General features: G+C 54.9%; 13 protein-coding genes. 6 read left to right on the top strand and 7 right to left on the bottom strand.

All coding sequences use genetic code 11. The features are described 5' to 3' along the window. Positions 1 to 118 precede the first annotated feature (118 nt). On the bottom strand, positions 119 to 760 hold the full coding sequence (locus OSO_RS42865; RefSeq protein WP_010583187.1) for a tRNA-uridine aminocarboxypropyltransferase: 642 nt from the start codon (positions 758 to 760) through the stop codon (positions 119 to 121). Between the two features lie 710 nt (positions 761 to 1470). Here OSO_RS42865 and OSO_RS0109620 point away from each other — a divergent pair. Next, on the top strand, positions 1471 to 2493 hold the full coding sequence (locus tag OSO_RS0109620; RefSeq protein ID WP_010583185.1) for a DUF1559 domain-containing protein: 1023 nt from the start codon (positions 1471 to 1473) through the stop codon (positions 2491 to 2493). 23 nt (positions 2494 to 2516) lie between these two features. Here the strand turns inward: OSO_RS0109620 and OSO_RS0109615 are convergent, their stop codons facing one another. Then, positions 2517 to 3470, bottom strand: coding sequence for a DUF4339 domain-containing protein (locus OSO_RS0109615; protein WP_010583184.1), 954 nt, complete (start codon positions 3468 to 3470; stop codon positions 2517 to 2519). A gap of 34 nt (positions 3471 to 3504) precedes the next feature. Continuing rightward, positions 3505 to 4656: a DUF1559 family PulG-like putative transporter gene (locus tag OSO_RS0109610; RefSeq protein ID WP_010583183.1), complete on the bottom strand. Its 1152-nt coding sequence runs from the start codon at positions 4654 to 4656 to the stop codon at positions 3505 to 3507. 607 nt (positions 4657 to 5263) lie between these two features. On the opposite strand from OSO_RS0109610, the gene OSO_RS0109600 reads away from it, so the two are divergent. From OSO_RS0109600 to OSO_RS42860, 3 genes are all read left to right on the top strand, one after another. Further along, on the top strand, positions 5264 to 6556 hold the full coding sequence (locus tag OSO_RS0109600; protein WP_010583181.1) for an OprO/OprP family phosphate-selective porin: 1293 nt from the start codon (positions 5264 to 5266) through the stop codon (positions 6554 to 6556). Positions 6557 to 7016: 460 nt separating this feature from the next. Further along, positions 7017 to 8801 carry an arylsulfatase gene (locus OSO_RS0109585; RefSeq protein ID WP_010583179.1) on the top strand — a complete coding sequence of 595 codons (1785 nt, stop codon included), beginning with the start codon at positions 7017 to 7019 and terminating at the stop codon, positions 8799 to 8801. A 317-nt stretch (positions 8802 to 9118) separates the two neighbouring features. Further along, on the top strand, positions 9119 to 10417 hold the full coding sequence (locus tag OSO_RS42860; RefSeq protein ID WP_010583178.1) for an MFS transporter: 1299 nt from the start codon (positions 9119 to 9121) through the stop codon (positions 10415 to 10417). A gap of 44 nt (positions 10418 to 10461) precedes the next feature. On the opposite strand, the gene OSO_RS0109575 is transcribed toward OSO_RS42860, so the two are convergent. Continuing rightward, positions 10462 to 11976 carry a protein adenylyltransferase SelO gene (locus tag OSO_RS0109575; RefSeq protein WP_050986141.1) on the bottom strand — a complete coding sequence of 505 codons (1515 nt, stop codon included), beginning with the start codon at positions 11974 to 11976 and terminating at the stop codon, positions 10462 to 10464. Between the two features lie 73 nt (positions 11977 to 12049). Further along, positions 12050 to 12319 carry a PF20097 family protein gene (locus tag OSO_RS0109570; RefSeq protein ID WP_010583176.1) on the bottom strand — a complete coding sequence of 90 codons (270 nt, stop codon included), beginning with the start codon at positions 12317 to 12319 and terminating at the stop codon, positions 12050 to 12052. Between the two features lie 264 nt (positions 12320 to 12583). Here OSO_RS0109570 and OSO_RS0109560 point away from each other — a divergent pair, with 264 nt between their 5' ends. Next, positions 12584 to 12880, top strand: coding sequence for a hypothetical protein (locus tag OSO_RS0109560; RefSeq protein WP_157605121.1), 297 nt, complete (start codon positions 12584 to 12586; stop codon positions 12878 to 12880). Next, positions 12871 to 12996: an SEC-C metal-binding domain-containing protein gene (locus tag OSO_RS52560; RefSeq protein ID WP_083842894.1), complete on the top strand. Its 126-nt coding sequence runs from the start codon at positions 12871 to 12873 to the stop codon at positions 12994 to 12996. The genes OSO_RS0109560 and OSO_RS52560 overlap by 10 nt, the downstream gene beginning before the upstream one ends. Positions 12997 to 13079: 83 nt before the next feature. Here the strand turns inward: OSO_RS52560 and OSO_RS0109555 are convergent, their stop codons facing one another. Together OSO_RS0109555 and OSO_RS0109550 are read right to left on the bottom strand one after the other, a co-directional pair. After that, on the bottom strand, positions 13080 to 14384 hold the full coding sequence (locus OSO_RS0109555) for a DUF5722 domain-containing protein (RefSeq protein WP_010583174.1): 1305 nt from the start codon (positions 14382 to 14384) through the stop codon (positions 13080 to 13082). Positions 14385 to 14640: 256 nt separating this feature from the next. After that, positions 14641 to 17307, bottom strand: coding sequence for a POTRA domain-containing protein (locus OSO_RS0109550; protein WP_157605120.1), 2667 nt, complete (start codon positions 17305 to 17307; stop codon positions 14641 to 14643). Positions 17308 to 17651: the final 344 nt, after the last annotated feature.

Below are 17651 nucleotides of genomic sequence, written 5' to 3'. Positions count from 1 at the left end.
CCCGAGCCTATCCGATGGTGTGGTGTTTTCGAATCGGTGTCGAGACCGCTGCGGCAATCGTTTCAGGGCACCGCGGCGTCGTGTCTTCGATGCGCGACGCCTTATTGTGCAAACGGGATCAAGTGAATGCTTCAGCGGGAATTCCAGAAATTGTGCACTGTTCGGCCATCAATCGTCCCCGTGACCAGAGCGTTCGTTCGACCATCACGCGTAGCAGCAGTTCCAGCTTCGCTTGAGCGTCCGGGCTCTCGATGATTCCGAGCGCGCGAGCGATTGCTTCCAGTGTGCAGACGCCGGATTCGTCTCGCTGAACACGAAGATGGTATTCCGACGGAGGCCCGGCGGGGATGCGCACATGTGGAATCCCCACAAGAGCAGGCTCGCGCCGTACAAACTTCTGGGTCTGTCTCCAGTTGGCGTCGGGCACGATGAGCGTTACGGGGCCTGACAGGCTGGCGACGAACTCTGGGGAGAGTTCTGTCGCGTGCGAGCTGGGGTAGAGCAACAGCGGTATGCGTCCGGGTTCATGAAGGCTGTCGGCGGAAAGTCGTTCATCCTTCCGGCCGTGGACGATGATGTTGCTGTTTGGCAGCGACTTGTAGACAAGCTTTGCCGTGTTCGTTGGCAAGACTTGTTCAAGCGTATGCATCAGGATCAGCACCCGCGTTTTCAGCACAATGTCGGGAATATAGGCACAGAAACAGAGGGGCCGGCGAATTTCGCAACGCGGGCATCGGTGGTGGGATAGTTTGTAATTCATGTCGTCTACTTGACCCGGCAATCGGGCATTCGTTCAAAACTCTTCAGGGTAACCCAACCCGACATTAGCCTGTGGCCGGGGACCGCTCAACTCTCCTTTGCATGGTTTCGTCGAAAACGCGATGTTCGTTGGCACAAAATCGGTTGTGTGTACCGAAATGCAATCGTCGCCTGCTGAGATGGATAAACTCGATTTCGATGTCGATGAACCGCCTCGTTCCCGCGACACGTGGCGAGTTTTGTATTGATCGAGCGATCTCTCGATGTGCCCTTGATGATTGCCACGACGTCTGAGCATCCGTCTGGTTTTCAGAATCTTTCTGTTGCTTTAGGGGGTGGGTTAATGATAGGTGTACACAGTTCATGTGTTGATTGAAAGAATGTTCCTGTCGGCTCATGATTGTTTGTCAACTCCGTAACTGTTCACCGCCCGAAGAGAGAGGGAACAGGCAAATTTCCCGGTTCATTGGAATCTGCAGTGCATCGACCAGATCAACCTTTCCCTTTGCCGTGAGAAAATGAGCCCGTCCCCGGTTTGTGAACGGCTACGCCAGCTTCCCCTCCAGTCTGTTCGTGATTCCGTGATTTCACGCGGAGTTTGCATATCTCCAATCTGACTTCATGATGACCTTTGATTTGTCGCGATGCTGCTACTTTCTGTCGCAAGTCTTGTGAATTTGCGACTTCCCGACTGTGTTGAGGAAGACTGCGATGAGACTCTTGAAGCGAGTCGGCTTTACGTTGATTGAGCTCTTGGTTGTGATCGCGATCATTGCGGTTCTGATTGCACTTCTGCTTCCTGCGGTTCAGCAGGCTCGTGAAGCGGCGAGGCGAACTCAGTGTAAGAACAATCTGAAGCAGATTGGGTTAGCGCTGCACAACTATCACGATGTCGCGAATCGGTTTCCGATTGGCACTCGGGGAATGGAGGTCAGCAGTTACGGGAACTCAATCGCAGGGGTCTCGTTCTGGCCAGGGCTCTTTCCCTATCTGGATCAGGCGAACGTCTTCAATCAATTGGACTTTACGGGACCGTTTGTGAGTTATCCTTACGGAAACATCGCCGTCCCGGGGGGGCATACAAACAACGCGACGCTGCTCAACGGCAAACTGTTTGGCTTTATGGCATGTCCCTCAAGCCCACAATCGCGACTCTCGACACCCTGGGGCGTTTTGTCGCAGGGAATCGCGAACGCTGACTATGCGGGTATGGCAGGTGCGATCGGGGACTTTGGGACGTACCGTGACACCAGATCTTCCCCCGATGCCTTTTCCTTTTTCGGACAGTACAACTCGGCGGGTTTCTTCGTGCGAAATCATGCGACGAGTTTTCGAGATCTGACAGATGGCACCAGCAATGTGGTTGCATTGGGTGAACAGAGTGACTTCTGTGTCGATTCGACTGGCAAGCGATTCAACTGCCGATCTGGAGGAAACAATTACGATGGCTTCTTTGTCGGCTCAATCGGGCAAGAGATCACGGGTGGGCAGTCTCAACGTGGATTGACGTCGGCCCTGTACCCGCTCGGAATGAAAGTGTTCGCGGTCCCTGAAGGTCAGATTACCGGCGTGATGTTTCCTGGAAGCAACATGCCGATCCAGTCAGTTCATACGGGGGGAGCCCACGTTCTCCTTGCGGATGGCAGTGTTCGGTTTCTGTCATCGAGCCTGAATTTCGACACGTTTAAAGGGCTCGCGGTTCGTGACGACGGTCAGGTCCTGGGAGAGTTTTGAGTCTGGATGATTTCGAATGCCGTCTATGACAGTACCGGATTGGTTTGCGACTTGCCCGTGTCTCGACGTCCGAACAAGAGTCGCCCGGCGATCCAGAGGTTGACGACGAAGAGCGGAATGGCAATCAGAATCGTTGTGAGATCGGTAAGGAACCAGGGCAATGTGACGGGGGTTCTGCGGAGAATTCCATTGAGATCTTTGCCTTCACGCAGCCATTTTGCTCGTTGAAGGTGTTCAGCGAACTTGGCTTCTGATGGACTTTTTTCGTCACGCGCGTCGTCAAGCATCTTCACGAGATGGTCACGGCCCGCCCACAACAATTGTTGCGCGATGCGGTTGTCCGTGCTGGCGGTCTGCTCCAGACGCGCGATGATCGGAGTGAGTTTCTCTCGCGCATTTGTGGCGAACGTGTCCCATTCGGATGAAGGGACGTTCGCTTTACGTTTTTGTTTCAGCTCATCCCACAGCGAGGAATAGGTTAGCAACGGGTCAGTCGTTGTAAACCAATCGACCGGAAGCTGTTTCGCCAGGACAATCGTGAGTGAACAGACGACAGCGACGAGGGCTGTCCAGCCGATGATCGTGCGAATCCCATGGACATAGTCTTCGGCAATCAGTTTGATTCCGTCGTAGAGACCGGAGAATCGGTCGATGGTCCATTCGAAGAATCTCGCCAGAAAGTTGGGCTCAATCGTTCGTGGGTCGACGGGCGGCCTGACGGGCACCGCCTTTGCCGTCGGTGTCTCGGGATCGCTGGCATCGGGAAACAGCACACTCCTCATGTCGCCGACGCGAATCCACTCGCCCGTAGTCCCGCGTCGCACTTTGTCATCATGGGTGACCTTTCCCTGATGAGCCATTTGCTGCAGGCGGCTAAAGAAGATCGGGCCGAGTTGCCGGGACTCGGTCAGAATGTACCAATAGGTCGTCTCCGAAGTATCGGCCTGTACGTCCTTTTGTGGTCCGATTTCGTGCATTTGATATCGCTTATTTTTCTCGGGCGCTGAACGATCAGAATGGCGTTTCGAAGGGAACACTGTTTTTTCGGTCGTGGAGCTTGTACCAGACATCGGGATTGACGTTGTCGCTGATGAAGTGAACGCTGCCATCCAGAGTGAAGGCGTGAATTCCTCCGGGATGCATGCTTCGCGAAGTGGCCTCGTAGTTGACCTCGGCACGCAGGTCAGAACTCGAAAAGCACGGCATCCTGAGTTGTGTCAACCGGTCCGCCCCGACAGCCTGTTTCAACTTGGTGCAACCTTGCACGTCGTCGGCGCTGAACAATTGGTTGTTCGGCCCCGCGTCGTCTTCATTTCGGCTGACGACGCCGTGTCGCATTGTTCCGCTGGCGCCTGCATAGCCGAGCGCCCACGAGCCGCGTGGATCGAGCGGATGAACGCCGGCGCGGATTTCTTCAAGGCCGATCAGGTTTGAAAGGCCTGTTTGCATATCCGCGAGCCGGAACGAGACGTTCACGCCGCCGATGCCGTTTCCGGAGAGCGTTGTATTGTCGACTGCCAGATTTGTGCCGTCGGCTGTGAACCCGTCTTCGCATGTTGCTGGGTCGTCGCTGCGTGGGACGTTGTAACAGGCGCGATTGGTTCCAAAATTCATCGCATAGTTGCCGCGTGCGTAGGTGAAGCCAAGTTGATCCGATTGCATGCCACGCTGATAAAGGTTGTTGCTGCCGTTAAATGAGTCGCTTGGACATTTCAATACGGCAATCTCGGTGCTTCGCCCCTGCGCATTCGCCGGATCAGCCGTGGGGAGGTTCAAGTCGAATTGCTGGTACAGATTGGCCTGATCCAATTGCGGTAAGAGCATCATGAGCCAGTTGGCATGCAGGCGGTCAGGTTCCTGTTGAGGTGAAACTCCGATCGCCACGCGATCGATGATGCCGACCGGCAGAATTCCGACTCCCAGGGGTTCCCCCTTGGGGCCTGACCAGATCGAGAAGGGGGGAAGTACCTGGAACTGACTTTGGTAGTTGGCCAGTGCCAGCCCGACTTGCCGCAGGTGACTATTGCATGCGAGTCGGCGAGCAGCCTCGCGTGAATTCTGTACGGCGGGCAACAGGAGTGCCAGCAGGAGGGCGATGATTCCGATCGCGACGAGGAGTTCGACAATCGTGAATCCTCGGCGATGGTTCCTCAAGGTGCTCATTGAAAAAGTCCTCTTTTGCCATCCTCAATGACAAGGTGCGCCGATCCGTACAAGGTCATGGTCATCAATGATGGAATTCATCCGCGATGATGGTGATCACGGTCGTTCAATCTAACGCGAATTGGATTTGCCGACGGCCGATTCAGAAATCCAGCGATGCAACGCGATTGACTTAAGCTATTGTGTCTGAATTGTTTCGTGCGGGCAACTCCAAATCGATATCCTGGGGGAAATGTGTTGAGGGTATGAGGGGCGAACGTGGGATCTCTGACTTGCCGACTCGTACGTACGACGATGGCGCGTGGCATGTCGGCCCGCTTCAATGGAGGCCGAAGGCTGGTCGTGGGGCGGATCTCCGTCGGGGCGTACCGTCGGCAAAAAATGCCGAATTCGAACTGGAATTGCGCCACCTCGACCACGAAGAACTCGTGATCGCGAAATCTTACGAAATCCGAATACGCCGCGTTTCTGACGTTCGCCTTGATCTGGCAGGGCGAATCGGCCGATCGCACCAGTGGGTCGCGTCGCCAATTTCTGCGCAGAAGGTGCAACGTCTTCGCCAACACCAAACTCAAAATGCTCGAGTGAATCAGGATGGCTTGCCGCCGTGAGGGAACGCAACGCTGCACGCCGGGTCCTCTGCGTCTCCTTTGCGGTGACCGTGTTGATCTTTGGATCGCAGGTTCGAGTCACCGGGGACGATGCGATTCCGTCGTATGCGACAGTTCCCGCGTTCACGCCAACCTTCAAGCTTCGCGGACGACTTGAGACGGATTTTCTCGCGCCCGCTCAGAGCGAAGCGAATCGTTCCACATTCGGCAGTCTGCCAGAGCAAGCAGGCCCGCGGCGTGCTCGTATCGGGGCGGAAGGAGAAATCGCCCCTGAGACTCGCTATGTCGCGGAAATCGATCTCGCCAGCGGGCAGGTTGTGCTGCGCGATGTGTATCTTGGCTTCGGTGATTTCCGCGACCGTCGCGAGTTCAAATTGGGCCACATGCGAGAGCCATTCAGTTTTGAAGGAGCGACAAGTTCAAATTCCTTTGCGTTCCTGGAACGCTCGTCGATCAATACGCTCGACCCTGCCCGTAACTGGGGTGTGGGATTCACAGAATACGGTTCTGACGAGATGTGGACGGTGGCCGGAGGACTTTTTCAAGCGGGGACGGATGCCTCGGACCTTCAATTCGGACTAGGTTCAACTACGGCGTTGACGCTTCGAGGGACGGGGCTTGCCTGGTATGAAGATCATGGCAAAAAGATGATGCATTTCGGATTCGCGATCTCGGAACGGATCGCCGACCAGGGAATCATCAATTTTCGGCAGCAACCATCGTCGTCGCTGCTCAGCTTCGGCGATTCGTCAGATTCACCGTTCCAGCCCAAGATCTCGATTCCTGCCAACTTTCAGCAGTTGTTCAATTTGCAGTGGGCCTATGCTGATGGTCCGTTCTGGTCGCAGGCGGAATGGTACGGATCGGTGGTGGCGCAGATCGGGGGGAATCCCGTATTTTTCCATGGAAGTCATCTCGACGCGGGATACTTCCTGACGGGAGAGCATCGCCAATACTTGACTAAAACAGGGGTGTTCGGACCGGTCTCTGTGAATCGTCCGTTTGTCTCGGGCTTCTCGTCGAAGCCTCACGCGGAACAATTAGGATATGGCGCCTGGGAAGTGACCAGCCGAATCTCGTACCAGGATTTCATCGATGGGGCGACACCTGTGAACGCGCAGGGGCAAACTCCGGGTGTGATGCTGCCGCAACTGACTGTCGGCGTCAATTGGTATCTGGCCGACCAACTGCGCGTGATGTTCAACTATGTCTATTCCTCGCCCCAGATCGCGGATTCGGGCATGAGTTCTGTCAGCCTGTTTGGCGTTCGAGTGGCTGTGTTCTGGTAGCCAATGCTGGCAGACCAACGACACGTCACGAAGCCATGCGGCGGTTGGCCGTCCGAAGAACGTGTGACAGGCAAATTTCCTGGGGCATGGGAATCCGCGGTGCATCGACCAGGGCAATCTATCCCATTGTCGCGGGAAAAAGCGACAACCGTCCCAGTCTGTGAACGGCATCTGGTGCCTTCGATTCGGACAGTCACGCAGTGATGGACCGCATGCCCCGTTTCGCTTTCACTCAACCGATTGCGAGCGAGGTCGTGAAAAGCGAAACAGAAATCGAATCCAAGCACGCGATTCTCCTTGATCGTGAGTTGTATTTCGCTGTTGGATTTGGCAGAAAGCAGGATGCCTCCAGAACAACTGGCGTTTTTTAGTCACCGTTACACATCTCTGCCACGAGGCATGTCCGGCGCACGTTGCATCGGACACGACCGAGACAATCCATTCTGTCAATGAGGCATCAATGAGGTTCTTCAAATACGCTCGAGCAGTCGGCGTTGTCGCTGTTGGTGCGCTCCTTGGGATTGCGGCAGCATCCGGTGAGGCAAGAAATCCCGCTCGGGATGAAGCCAAACTTCCTGCGGCAGTCACTCGATCGGACGTCACGTCGATTGCCTCGAAACAGGCTTGCTGTGCCGACAAACTTGATCGCACCCTGGCCTTTGCGGACGAAGTCGCCGCGCTCAACGCCAGCACGTTGGCTCAGGCAGAGAAGGCGGCCAAGGCAGGCAAGAAGCCCAACATCGTCATCATTTGGGGCGACGATGTCGGGCAGTCGAATATCAGTGCCTATACGATGGGACTGATGGGGTATCACACCCCAAATATCGACCGGGTCGCGAAAGAGGGAATGATCTTCACCGACTACTATGCCGAGCAAAGTTGCACGGCGGGACGCGCGTCGTTCATTACCGGACAACACGGACTTCGCACCGGACTGACGAAAGTCGGGTTGCCGGGCGCGACTCTTGGCCTTCGCAAAGAAGACCCCACAATTGCTGAATTACTAAAGCCGTTGGGATACGCCACGGCACAAATTGGCAAGAACCATCTCGGTGATCGCAATGAGTTTCTGCCGACGGTGCACGGATTCGACGAGTTCTACGGAAATCTGTATCACTTGAATGCAGAAGAAGAACCTGAACTTCCAGACTATCCGAAAGATCCCGCGTTCCGAGCCAAGTATGGTCCGCGTGGTGTAATGGACTGCAAGGCGAGTGACAAAGACGACGAAACCGTCGATGCGCGGTTTGGCAAAGTCGGGAAGCAGATCATCAAGGATACGGGGCCGCTGACGAAGAAGCGGATGGAGACGATTGATGATGACATCGCGGATCGCTCGGCTGAATTTATTAAGCGTCAAGCGAAGGCAGGTAAGCCATTCTTCGCGTGGGTGAATTTCACGCACATGCATTTTCGGACCCATGTCAAGCAGGAGAGCAAAGGACAATCTGGGCGGTGGCAAAGTCCGTATCACGACGCAATGATCGATCATGATAAAAACGTTGGCACCGTGCTGAAGGCCATCGACGATGCCGCGATTGCGGACAATACCTTTGTCATGTACAGCACGGACAATGGGCCGCACATGAACAGCTGGCCCGACGGTGCGATGACTCCCTTCCGCAATGAAAAGAATTCGAACTGGGAAGGCGCTTACCGCGTTCCGTGCATGGTCCGTTGGCCGGGCAAAATCAAACCTGGAAGTGTCTCGAATCAGATCGTGGGGCATCACGACTGGTTGCCGACTCTGCTCGCCATGGCCGGGGATGAAGATGTAACGGAGAAACTCAAGAAGGGCTACAAACTTGGAGATTCGACGTACAAGGTGCATCCCGATGGATTCAATCTTGTTCCGTACCTGACAGGACAAACCGAGAAGAGCCCGCGTGAATCGTTCCTCTATTGCAACGACGATCAGCAACTGACGGGGTTGCGCTACGACAATTGGAAGTTCGTGTTCATGGAACAAAGGGTCCAAGGGACATTGCGAATCTGGGCCGAACCGTTCATCTCACTTCGAGTTCCAAAAATCTTCAACTTGCGACTCGATCCGTACGAGCGAGCCGACGTCACGTCAAATACCTACTACGACTGGTTACTCGAACACGTATTCCTTCTGGTTCCGGCACAGGACTATGTTGGAAGCTTCTTGATGACATTCAAAGAGTATCCACAACGGCAGAAAGCGGCGTCATTCAATCTTGATGAGGTTCTTGAAAAACTGAAGGATGCGCATAATAAGTAGCATAACTTGAATCGAGAATTGACTGCCAAATCATCGGGTTGGATCAATGGTCCAACCCGATGATTTGTAGATCCAATCTCTCGATCCGATGGGAAGGGAATTCGATGGCGAGAATCATTGGTCCGATGCCGGACTTACCTCAAATGGGACGAGAAGCAAAAAGATCCCGTGGTTAAGAGGACACTGGGCTTGGACCTGTGGATTATGAAAGGCTTTGAGCATCCCGCGAAATCCTGGTGAATGGCCGCTCGTCGACTTGCTCGCACAACCAAATTGAAAACGACGGGGTAGACCTGTCAGGATGAAAATGTTGCGTGATGGTGAATGGGCCAACGTTCCAGCCAGTGAAACATGATCCGTATGAAGCTTTTCGGTATGCGTCGTTTCGACGCTTTGCAGTGAGCTACGTACTTGCCGTGGTTGGCAGCCAGGTCTTGTCCGCAACCGTGCAATGGGATGTCTATCAGCAAACCAAGGATGCGTTCGTCATCGGACTGGTCGGGCTGATCAACGCAATTCCCGTGATTCTGTTTGCGCTTCCGGCCGGGCACATTGCGGATCGGTTCAGCCGAAAACGGGTTCTGCTAGTCACACAGGTTCCCTTGGCGCTCTGTCCCGCGGCGCTGGCCGTGCTGCGGGCGTGGAATCCCGAAGGGTTGTCGCTAGTGGTGACGCTGTCGCTACTTGGCATCAATGCGACGGCACTGACATTCGCGAGGCCCGCCAGGTCGTCGATCGTGCCGAATCTTGTTCCCCGAGTCGCATTTTCAAACGCATTTGCCTGGATGAGCAGCCTGTTCGAGACGGCAGCGTGGGTTGGCCCGGCCGTGTCGGGGCTATTGATCGTCTTCGACGTGGCCTGGTCGTATCTGATGTCGGCGCTGTGTTTGGCTGTTTGTTTTGCAATCACTCTGTTTCTGCCGCGGGACGAACCCGCTGAAGCCACAAAGCATGAGTGGGGATGGGGCTCATTGTCGGCTGGACTACGGTTCGTGCTTGATTCGCCGTTGCTGCTCGCCGCGATGACGCTGGATCTCTTGGCTGTGCTGCTGGGAGGTGCTACTTATTTGTTGCCGGTATTCGCAGAACGGCTCGGCGTGCAATCGATTGGCTACGGCTGGATGCGCGCTGCACCAGCGCTGGGGGCATTCATGATGGCGGTCCTTCAGGCACATCGAACCCCCACGATGCGCGCTGGCCGAACGCTGCTATGGTCTGTCGCCGCCTTTGGTGCCGCGACGATCGTCTTTGGCCTGTCACAAGACTTCTGGTTAAGTCTCGTGATGCTGTTCATCATCGGCGCCAGCGACAACATCAGCGTGGTCATCCGGCAGACGTTGGTCCAATCATTGACTCCAGACACCATGCGTGGTCGCGTTTCGGCAGTGAATCAGGTCTTCATCGGCGCGAGCAACGAACTCGGGGGACTAGAATCTGGCGTCACCGCGAAACTCTTCGGCCCCATCGCGTCTGTCGTGGGCGGCGGTATCGGCACCATCCTGGTCGTCGTTGGCGTTGCCAAGAAATGGCCCCAAATCCGCCAGCTCCGTTCTTTGAAAGAACTGCATGCTGCCGTTGAGGCAAAATCCGAACACGATGCCGACGTCGTCGAATGAAATGGCGTCATGGCGTGAGTGAACAAGGTGTTGGGGTCACGTGTCTATGTGCCGCAGAATGTTCGGTAGCCGCCATCGTCAGATGGAGCCTCTTGATACCGTTCGAAATCGGGGCGGGATTCATAGGGCGATGCCAACGCGGCCAGCAGTTGCTGCAGCACCGATAGGTCGTTATGGTCTTGTACGGCGGCGAGTGCTTCTTCGACTCGATGATTCCGAGGAATGATCGCGGGATTGACGCCCCTCATCGCGGCGCGGGCGACGTCGTTCGACCGGTTCTCGCGGCTGAGCCGATGCTGCCATTGAGACTGCCATTCCTGGAAGTCAGGATCTTCGTAGCGGTCTCCGATTGGCAATGCTGTCTCTGAAAGATCGCGGAATGTTTTTGTGAAATCCGCACCGACTTTCTGCATCCAGCGAAGCAGGGACTGAGCTAGCTCGAGATCCCCCGTCTCGGCATTCTGAAGTCCCAGCTTTGTCCGCATCCCGGCCAGTCTGTATTGTTCAAACAAGGCCGGATATTCGTTGAGGATCTCCGTCGCAATGGCAATGGCCTGCTCCTGCTCTGGAGCGATGAGTGGTATCAGCGTCTCAGCGAAACGCGTCAAATTCCACTGTGCAATCGCGGGTTGATTCCCGTAGGCGTACCGGCCGGAGCGGTCGATCGAACTGAAAACCGTTTCAGGAAGGTAGGCGTTCATGAAGGCACACGGGCCATAATCAATCGACTCGCCGGAAATCGCCATGTTGTCGGTATTCATCACGCCATGGATGAAGCCGACAAGTAACCATTGGGCGATGAGTGCGGCCTGGCGGTCCACGACCGCACGTAAGAAATCCGAATACCGACTTGGCGAGTTTGCCAGTTCCGGGTAATGACGGTGGATTGTGTAGTCTGCCAGGATTCGCAGATTCGTCTCATTCTGAGTGGCTGCCGTGTACTCGAATGTGCCGACTCGAATGTGACTGGCGGCGACGCGAGTCAGGATCGCTCCTGGCAGCTTCGTTTCACGGTAGACAGGTTCGCCCGTCGTGACGACGGCGAGACTTCGGGTGGTCGGAATCCCGAGTGCGAACATTGCCTCGCTGATGATGTACTCACGGAGCATCGGTCCCAGAGCGGCACGGCCATCGCCGCGTCTGGAATAAGATGTCTGTCCGGCTCCCTTCAACTGAATATCGACGAGTTGACCAGACCGCGAGCGGTGTTCGCCCAGCAGGATGGCGCGGCCATCACCGAGCATCGTGAAATTGCCAAATTGATGCCCCGCATAGGCCTGAGCAATCGGTCGTGACCCGCTGGGCAGATCCTGGCCTGCGAACAGTGCCGCCGCGGCTTCCTGTGAAATCGAATTGAGTTCGAGGCCGAGTTCCTCTGCCAATCGATGATTGAGAATCACGACGCGAGGCGAACTGACGGTGACCGGTTTGGCCGGCGCGAAAAAAACGTCAGGCAGTTGCGCGTACGTGTTGTCGAACCGCCAGCCCACGGGATTCTGTTCGGCAACCACTGAATTCCTATTCACAATCCCGTTCCTCCCGTGACGCTTCCAAATCATCACATTATAGGCGGCGACATGCGGAAGGGAGAGGCCGAGCGTGAAATACTGATGGATAGGGGGAGCCGCGAATTCACTTCGCGGCGAATTCCTCGCGAGCATACGATTCAAGGAAGCCACAGGACTGACAACGGAATGTGGCCACGGGAATCGTGCGGTATTTCATGCTTGGCAAGAACGACGTCGACTCTTTCATGGGGACTTTGAGTGTTCCTCTCCAAGAATTTTGCGGTTGTCCTTCAGCCCACTGCGAAACCAGGACCGCCCCATAGGTGTAGTCCAGTACGTATCCCTGAATCATTTCATCTTGGCACTTGGGGCATGACAATGCGGACTGGCTCATTGGTGGCTCCATTTTTGAGAGAGGTGACGACACTTCGGTGCGAGGTCGAGCGAGTGAGAATGGATTCTGTGAGCTTCGTCAACATTTCGCCCTTTCAGTCCACTGCTCGTCAGAACGCCGGGCAAATCCAATTGGATCAAATGTAACGTTTTGATTTGCGACTTCGCTCGTTTAGAACCACCCGATAAATCGAGTCGACGGTATCCATTGATGTTGCCCGAGACTTTGGAAAGCATTCGTTGCAATCAAACGAAAGATGATGAAATGGAAGGCATCGCAGAAGAATTAGTAGACTACATAAAGCCATTGATCGATCAGACAGATGGTTCCATGGAACAGGTCAAGCAGGCCGCTGCGATGGGCCAACTCTGTTACAATGTTGCATTGTTGTCGGATGATGGATTGGAAAAACGTCTAGACAAAACGCGGGAATCTCTTCAGATGGATGAAGTGGAATTTGAAGAGTTTCAACGATCCGTGCTCGTTCCCATGATCCAACGGCACCGTGAGATGTTCCCGCATTTGCACCGACGGCTCGCAAGCGGTACCTCATTGCTATAGAACAACTTGAAGTCAAACCGCGTGTCGAGACTTACCCTGGAACGGAACCTTACGCACCGTGCCCGTGTCAGAGCGGTCGGAAGTATAAGTTTTGCTGCAACTCAAGACGCCGCTGAATGACCTTCCCGCCGGAAAGTCTTCTATTCAGTACGTAGACGGTTCAGGAATGAATCTAGAGCCCGTCTCGAGTCACGCATCACTAGGGGGTCGTGAGATTTCGCAGGGCTTCGTCCCAATCAGCGGCACCGATGATCGGCAAGGCAAACTCAAACATGTGCTGTTCATCCGGCGTGCCGGCGGCCTGAAATACTTCGTACATTTTTCGTTTGCGATCAGGAGTACAAATCTGGCCCGGCCGGTTTGTCCAAAGTCCCAGGTTCAATCCTCCTTCCTGAGCATGGTCGGTGTGGCGGTGCAAGATAAATGCATCGATTCCGGGAAGCTTGTCGACGGCTTTGTAGGCCAAGGCATAGGCGGATGCCTGTTCAAGTTCTCCCTGTGGACGGCGTTCGTTGCAGTGGAACCCTTGCTCCGAAAGGATCACTCGCCGCGGCCTTCCTTCAAACATCAGTCGATCCAGCTGCAGAAATTCCATCAGCACGTCCAGATTGCGGAACGTGATCGATTGCGCCTGGTTATTGTGGGGGGCATGGAGGCTGTCCCGCCAGAATCTAGGATCGGTGAGCGGCTCTGGATAGGGATGGTGCGCCAGATGCCAGTCAAAGTTGCCGTTCTCGCTCACCTTTGTGGCGAAGCGATCAAGGAACTCTCGACCGCCCAAGCATTGCGTGGCACTCCCCGCCACGTAACGTTCATTCCAGAAGTGGTCCATCGAGATATAGACGCGCGCCTCGCGTGACGACTTTCGCACGGCACGATGAATTAGGCGTACGGCTCGTTCGTACTCCGTGATCACCTCGTCAGGTGTCACGTGGCCCATGTTGGACCAGAACCAGTGCGAGTTCACTTCGTTTCCACAGATGTATCCCCAAACCCGGCCATGTCCCTGGTCGACACTGTAGCGGTCGGCCAGAAATTCCAGGCAGGCTTGCAGAGCATCCGCTCCGTTCGCGGTCGTCGTATTGAACATGGCAATCGGCCCCGCCATTTTTTCGCCCTGCGCATAGCGGGGATGCAGCATTAACTGGTTTCGCTTCTCGTCTTGAGACGCATAGGTGAGCAGTATCAGAGTGACGACCATCTGGCGATCGCTGAGCGGTTTAACGCGGTCATCAATCCCTGCCACTTGAGTGGGTGAGAATGCGAACTGCTTGCCGTTGACGGTCCATTTCGGCCCATTTTCTTGACCCGTGGGGTCAATCAACTGCGTGAGATCGACGTTCAGTGCGGCATGATGCACACCGAGTGTGATCGCATCGTCGATCATCTGAACTTGCAGCCCTTTTTTGTTGGGAGGCTGCGGAAAGTGATCCTCATTGGGCGCAGCCGCGAATCCCACTGATGCAAAACAGCTACCAAGAATCGAAAGCAGAATCGACCGCATTCAGGTTCCAATAAAAAAGAGGGCCACGATGACAGTCGGTAGTCTAGTGCATTTTCACCGGGAAATCTTGGGGTGGCAGGGGGTAGAGGGCTTTGATGAAGCCCGGGGACTCCAGCGCGGTCGCTTGTCCAGCCCTGACCGCCCGATCCCCGTTTTTTCGCCCTGACCAAGCAAGAGCAGCCTGTCGAAATAGCGGGCGCTGGCTTCGCAAGGATTCAAGAACACCATGACGTTGTGTCGAGCTTGTCGCCTCGTCTCATTTCACCCGATTGGGCAGCAGCGTATCGAAAGTGAATTCAGATGTTTCTCTTTGTGTGCCGTCGCTCTTAGGTGAGGTATCCGTCGTCGAATGCGGTTTTCCGTACACGTCGTTCTGCTCTCTGCCATCCAGCGTCGAAGTTGTTTGGTTCTGCTGAGGCAGAGCCTTGATGAAATGGGACCACAATGCGCGTTCGATGACATCGGGGTACATCCGTTCGATCAGATCGGAAACCCAATCCTGGGGGTTCTGTTTGTGTTCGCAACAGACTCGGTGCGCGTCGACAGCGAATGATTGGAATTCCTGAGAGGCCATCGTAAATACGAAATCCTCCCATTCTTCTGGAGAGCAGTCCGCTACCGAATTCATGACGCTGGACAGGATTTGTGTGAGTGGTGCATCGGGGGTGAACAGTTGATTCGCGTCGCGTATCACGTTGCTCAGGGTCACATGCTTGAGCGCCGCCTGCGCCATGTCGCCGTTTTGGGGAGAACTCGTCATCTTGCCGATGAACGTTGAATAGTACGCGCCGAGAGGCCCCAGCTTCTCGGATTCCAGATCAGCGATCAGTCCGGTGTAGATAAATTTCACTTCAGGACTTCGCCAGTTATTGACGGCCTGGCTCCAGTCACGCGTAACGCGGTAACCCCAACTTTTCCGATCGAGTAACATGGTGGCGACTTTTTCAAACGCGCGAAGGACGGGCGCATATGGGGCATCGTTTTCCTGCGGCGTCGCGAATCTGTCGCCATTTTTTTCATGTATGCTACGGATCAATTCGGCCAGAAGCAGATCGAATGGTTGCAGAATCTCTGGTTTCGCGAACGTACGGGCGACATTGAGTCCACGTTCGATCCGACCGACTTTTTGCCAATATTCGCAAAGCGCGTCAGCATCGGGAATCGAATCCATCTCCGCATCGGAATCATTGTCATCGAATGGGTTGGCCCCAGAGAAAGCTCTTCGGGACACTGTCGTGGGCAAAAAAAGAGGTTCGATCAGATTCAAGCCGAACCGCACGACGGACGTACTGGGATGTTGGGGTTCGAAAACGGATTTGAATCCGTCCACGCGTCGATGATGTTCTTCAATCGCCGACGGCAATCGATCGACGGCCGTTGAAATACGGATGGATCCCCATTCATCGTTGTCGAAGACGTATTCCAGCAGTCTTCCCGTTTCGAACTCCATCTCCAGATGAAATTGGGCGTCTGTACAAAGGACTCGACCGTTTTGAATTGTGACGTTCCGACCGGATTTCAAGAAGTCGCTAATCATTGACGCTGGTGGTATCAAGACGACGGCAGAAACCGGCAATTGTCCGGCTGGCGCGGAGTGCACACCGGTTCCCATCGCGAGTTTTGTTCTTTCGCCATGCCTGTTCGGCCGATTCGTTGTCGCAGTGGCGTAAATGTTGACCTGGCCATCGAATCGAGGAACGATCAGATTCTCGCCACGATGCAGTGCGCTGAAGACAACTCCCGATTGGTCCGCCAGCACCGCGATCCCGTATTGAATGGGGGCATCGGCCCGTAGTCGTTGAACATATTCCGCCAACAGCACTTGATTGCGGATGGACCAGAGCATGCGCAGACCGGGTTTGGATACCGATTCGATGATCAGGTCTTCCTGAACTTCGCTCAATCGGTTCAGCCAGCTCGCCAGACGACAAGCGGCTTCTTCGGCATCGGACCTCCTTTGATTCAGTGGCGAGGCCAGTTCGTTCTCGTAGACCTCAATGTGCAACGAGAAATTCGTTTCCCCTGCGGTTTCAAATTTCACTTTGTGTTCGAGATACTTGCCGCACTCGAAGAACTTGTACTGCAATTCAGCGTACAACGTTTTTGTGACTGGCATTCCCCGCTTTAGCTGCAGAAACTCGATCAGTTCTTCGGGATGGTTCCGTTTCAGGCCGACGATGTGGATTTCTTCAAGACACGATCGCGGTCCTTCGTCGTCAACGGCGACAACAAGTGTCGCTGTTCCATCATTCTCTTCCCGGACGGTGGCGGTGACGTTGGCTTCAAAAAATCCCTGTGCGTGGCAGAATCGCAAGATTTCCTTCCGACATTCCTCTCGCTTCGGTGGGTGAAAGGAAACAGCGTCATTTGGTTTCCACAACGGGATTTCAAGCATACTCGGCGCACCGCCGCTCGTGATCCAGTGCGTCGTTTTTCCATCGGCTCCGGCACGGACCGGGATCGCATCCGATTTGGGGCGGGGATTGAGAATCCAGTCTTCGAGCGCTCGAGCCGAGATGTGGTCGGACCCCGTGACTTCCAAGCGACCCGCGTGAAATTTGGCGCCGACGTCGATTTCGATGGTGACATTCGAGATTTGATCGTTTTGGTGAACGTCAATTTTAGGTTTCGAATAACCGTATTGGAGATAACCGGCCGTCAACCGCTGTTCCAGCGTTCTCTGAAAGGTCTCGAGCGAACAAAAGGGTCGTGTTGCAAACTGGACTTGGGGGTCATCCAATAGGGCCTGCCGAAGTTCGTCAGCGGAAAAAACGGTGTTGCCGATGAACTCGATCTTGCCGACATCGCGGTCGAAGTCCGTGGCAGGCTGATCCGCCAGGGCCCATGATTGCGTTCCAATTGCGACGATGAATGCGAAGGCTCTCAAACGATACGCGACGCGGAAAAGTTGCAGTGAGACCAAGTTGCTCGACTCCTTCGACAGCCCGTAGGCTCGATCCAGAAAGACCATTTGTCTTGGGGTTACTACTGCCTCTTTTGATTGTTGGTCAAGACCAACCAGATGAAAAAACATGTGTTGGATGCAAGCGTCCGGGAGCTCCAACTGACAAGGCCAGAGTGGGAAATCAACGGCTGAATCTGAACGGGTACCGGTCGGCAATGTTGCAGTGCTTCACCCAAATCGAAAGGCTCTGTCGCCCGCAATCGAAGAGACTCGTCGCGGCGAGGCACAAAATTGATTGGCCGCTTTTTCGGAAAGCGGATGATTAACAGAATGTCTATGGTGTGGGGGCTCGTACAAGGTTA

This window comes from Schlesneria paludicola DSM 18645 (genome assembly GCF_000255655.1).
Classification (GTDB): domain Bacteria; phylum Planctomycetota; class Planctomycetia; order Planctomycetales; family Planctomycetaceae; genus Schlesneria; species Schlesneria paludicola.
The sequence above is the reverse complement of the archived record's forward strand: the minus strand, read 5'-3'. Positions and strand labels throughout refer to the sequence as shown.

Coding starts and splice junctions, on each gene's coding strand:
- OSO_RS0109615 (WP_010583184.1), bottom strand. CDS start 3,470: ATGCACGAAATCGGACCACAAAAGGACGTACAGGCCGATACTTCGGAG.
- OSO_RS0109560 (WP_157605121.1), top strand. CDS start 12,584: ATGGAAGGCATCGCAGAAGAATTAGTAGACTACATAAAGCCATTGATC.
- OSO_RS0109555 (WP_010583174.1), bottom strand. CDS start 14,384: ATGCGGTCGATTCTGCTTTCGATTCTTGGTAGCTGTTTTGCATCAGTG.
- OSO_RS0109620 (WP_010583185.1), top strand. CDS start 1,471: ATGAGACTCTTGAAGCGAGTCGGCTTTACGTTGATTGAGCTCTTGGTT.
- OSO_RS42860 (WP_010583178.1), top strand. CDS start 9,119: ATGGTGAATGGGCCAACGTTCCAGCCAGTGAAACATGATCCGTATGAA.
- OSO_RS0109610 (WP_010583183.1), bottom strand. CDS start 4,656: ATGAGCACCTTGAGGAACCATCGCCGAGGATTCACGATTGTCGAACTC.
- OSO_RS0109585 (WP_010583179.1), top strand. CDS start 7,017: ATGAGGTTCTTCAAATACGCTCGAGCAGTCGGCGTTGTCGCTGTTGGT.
- OSO_RS0109575 (WP_050986141.1), bottom strand. CDS start 11,976: ATGATTTGGAAGCGTCACGGGAGGAACGGGATTGTGAATAGGAATTCA.
- OSO_RS42865 (WP_010583187.1), bottom strand. CDS start 760: ATGAATTACAAACTATCCCACCACCGATGCCCGCGTTGCGAAATTCGC.
- OSO_RS0109570 (WP_010583176.1), bottom strand. CDS start 12,319: ATGAGCCAGTCCGCATTGTCATGCCCCAAGTGCCAAGATGAAATGATT.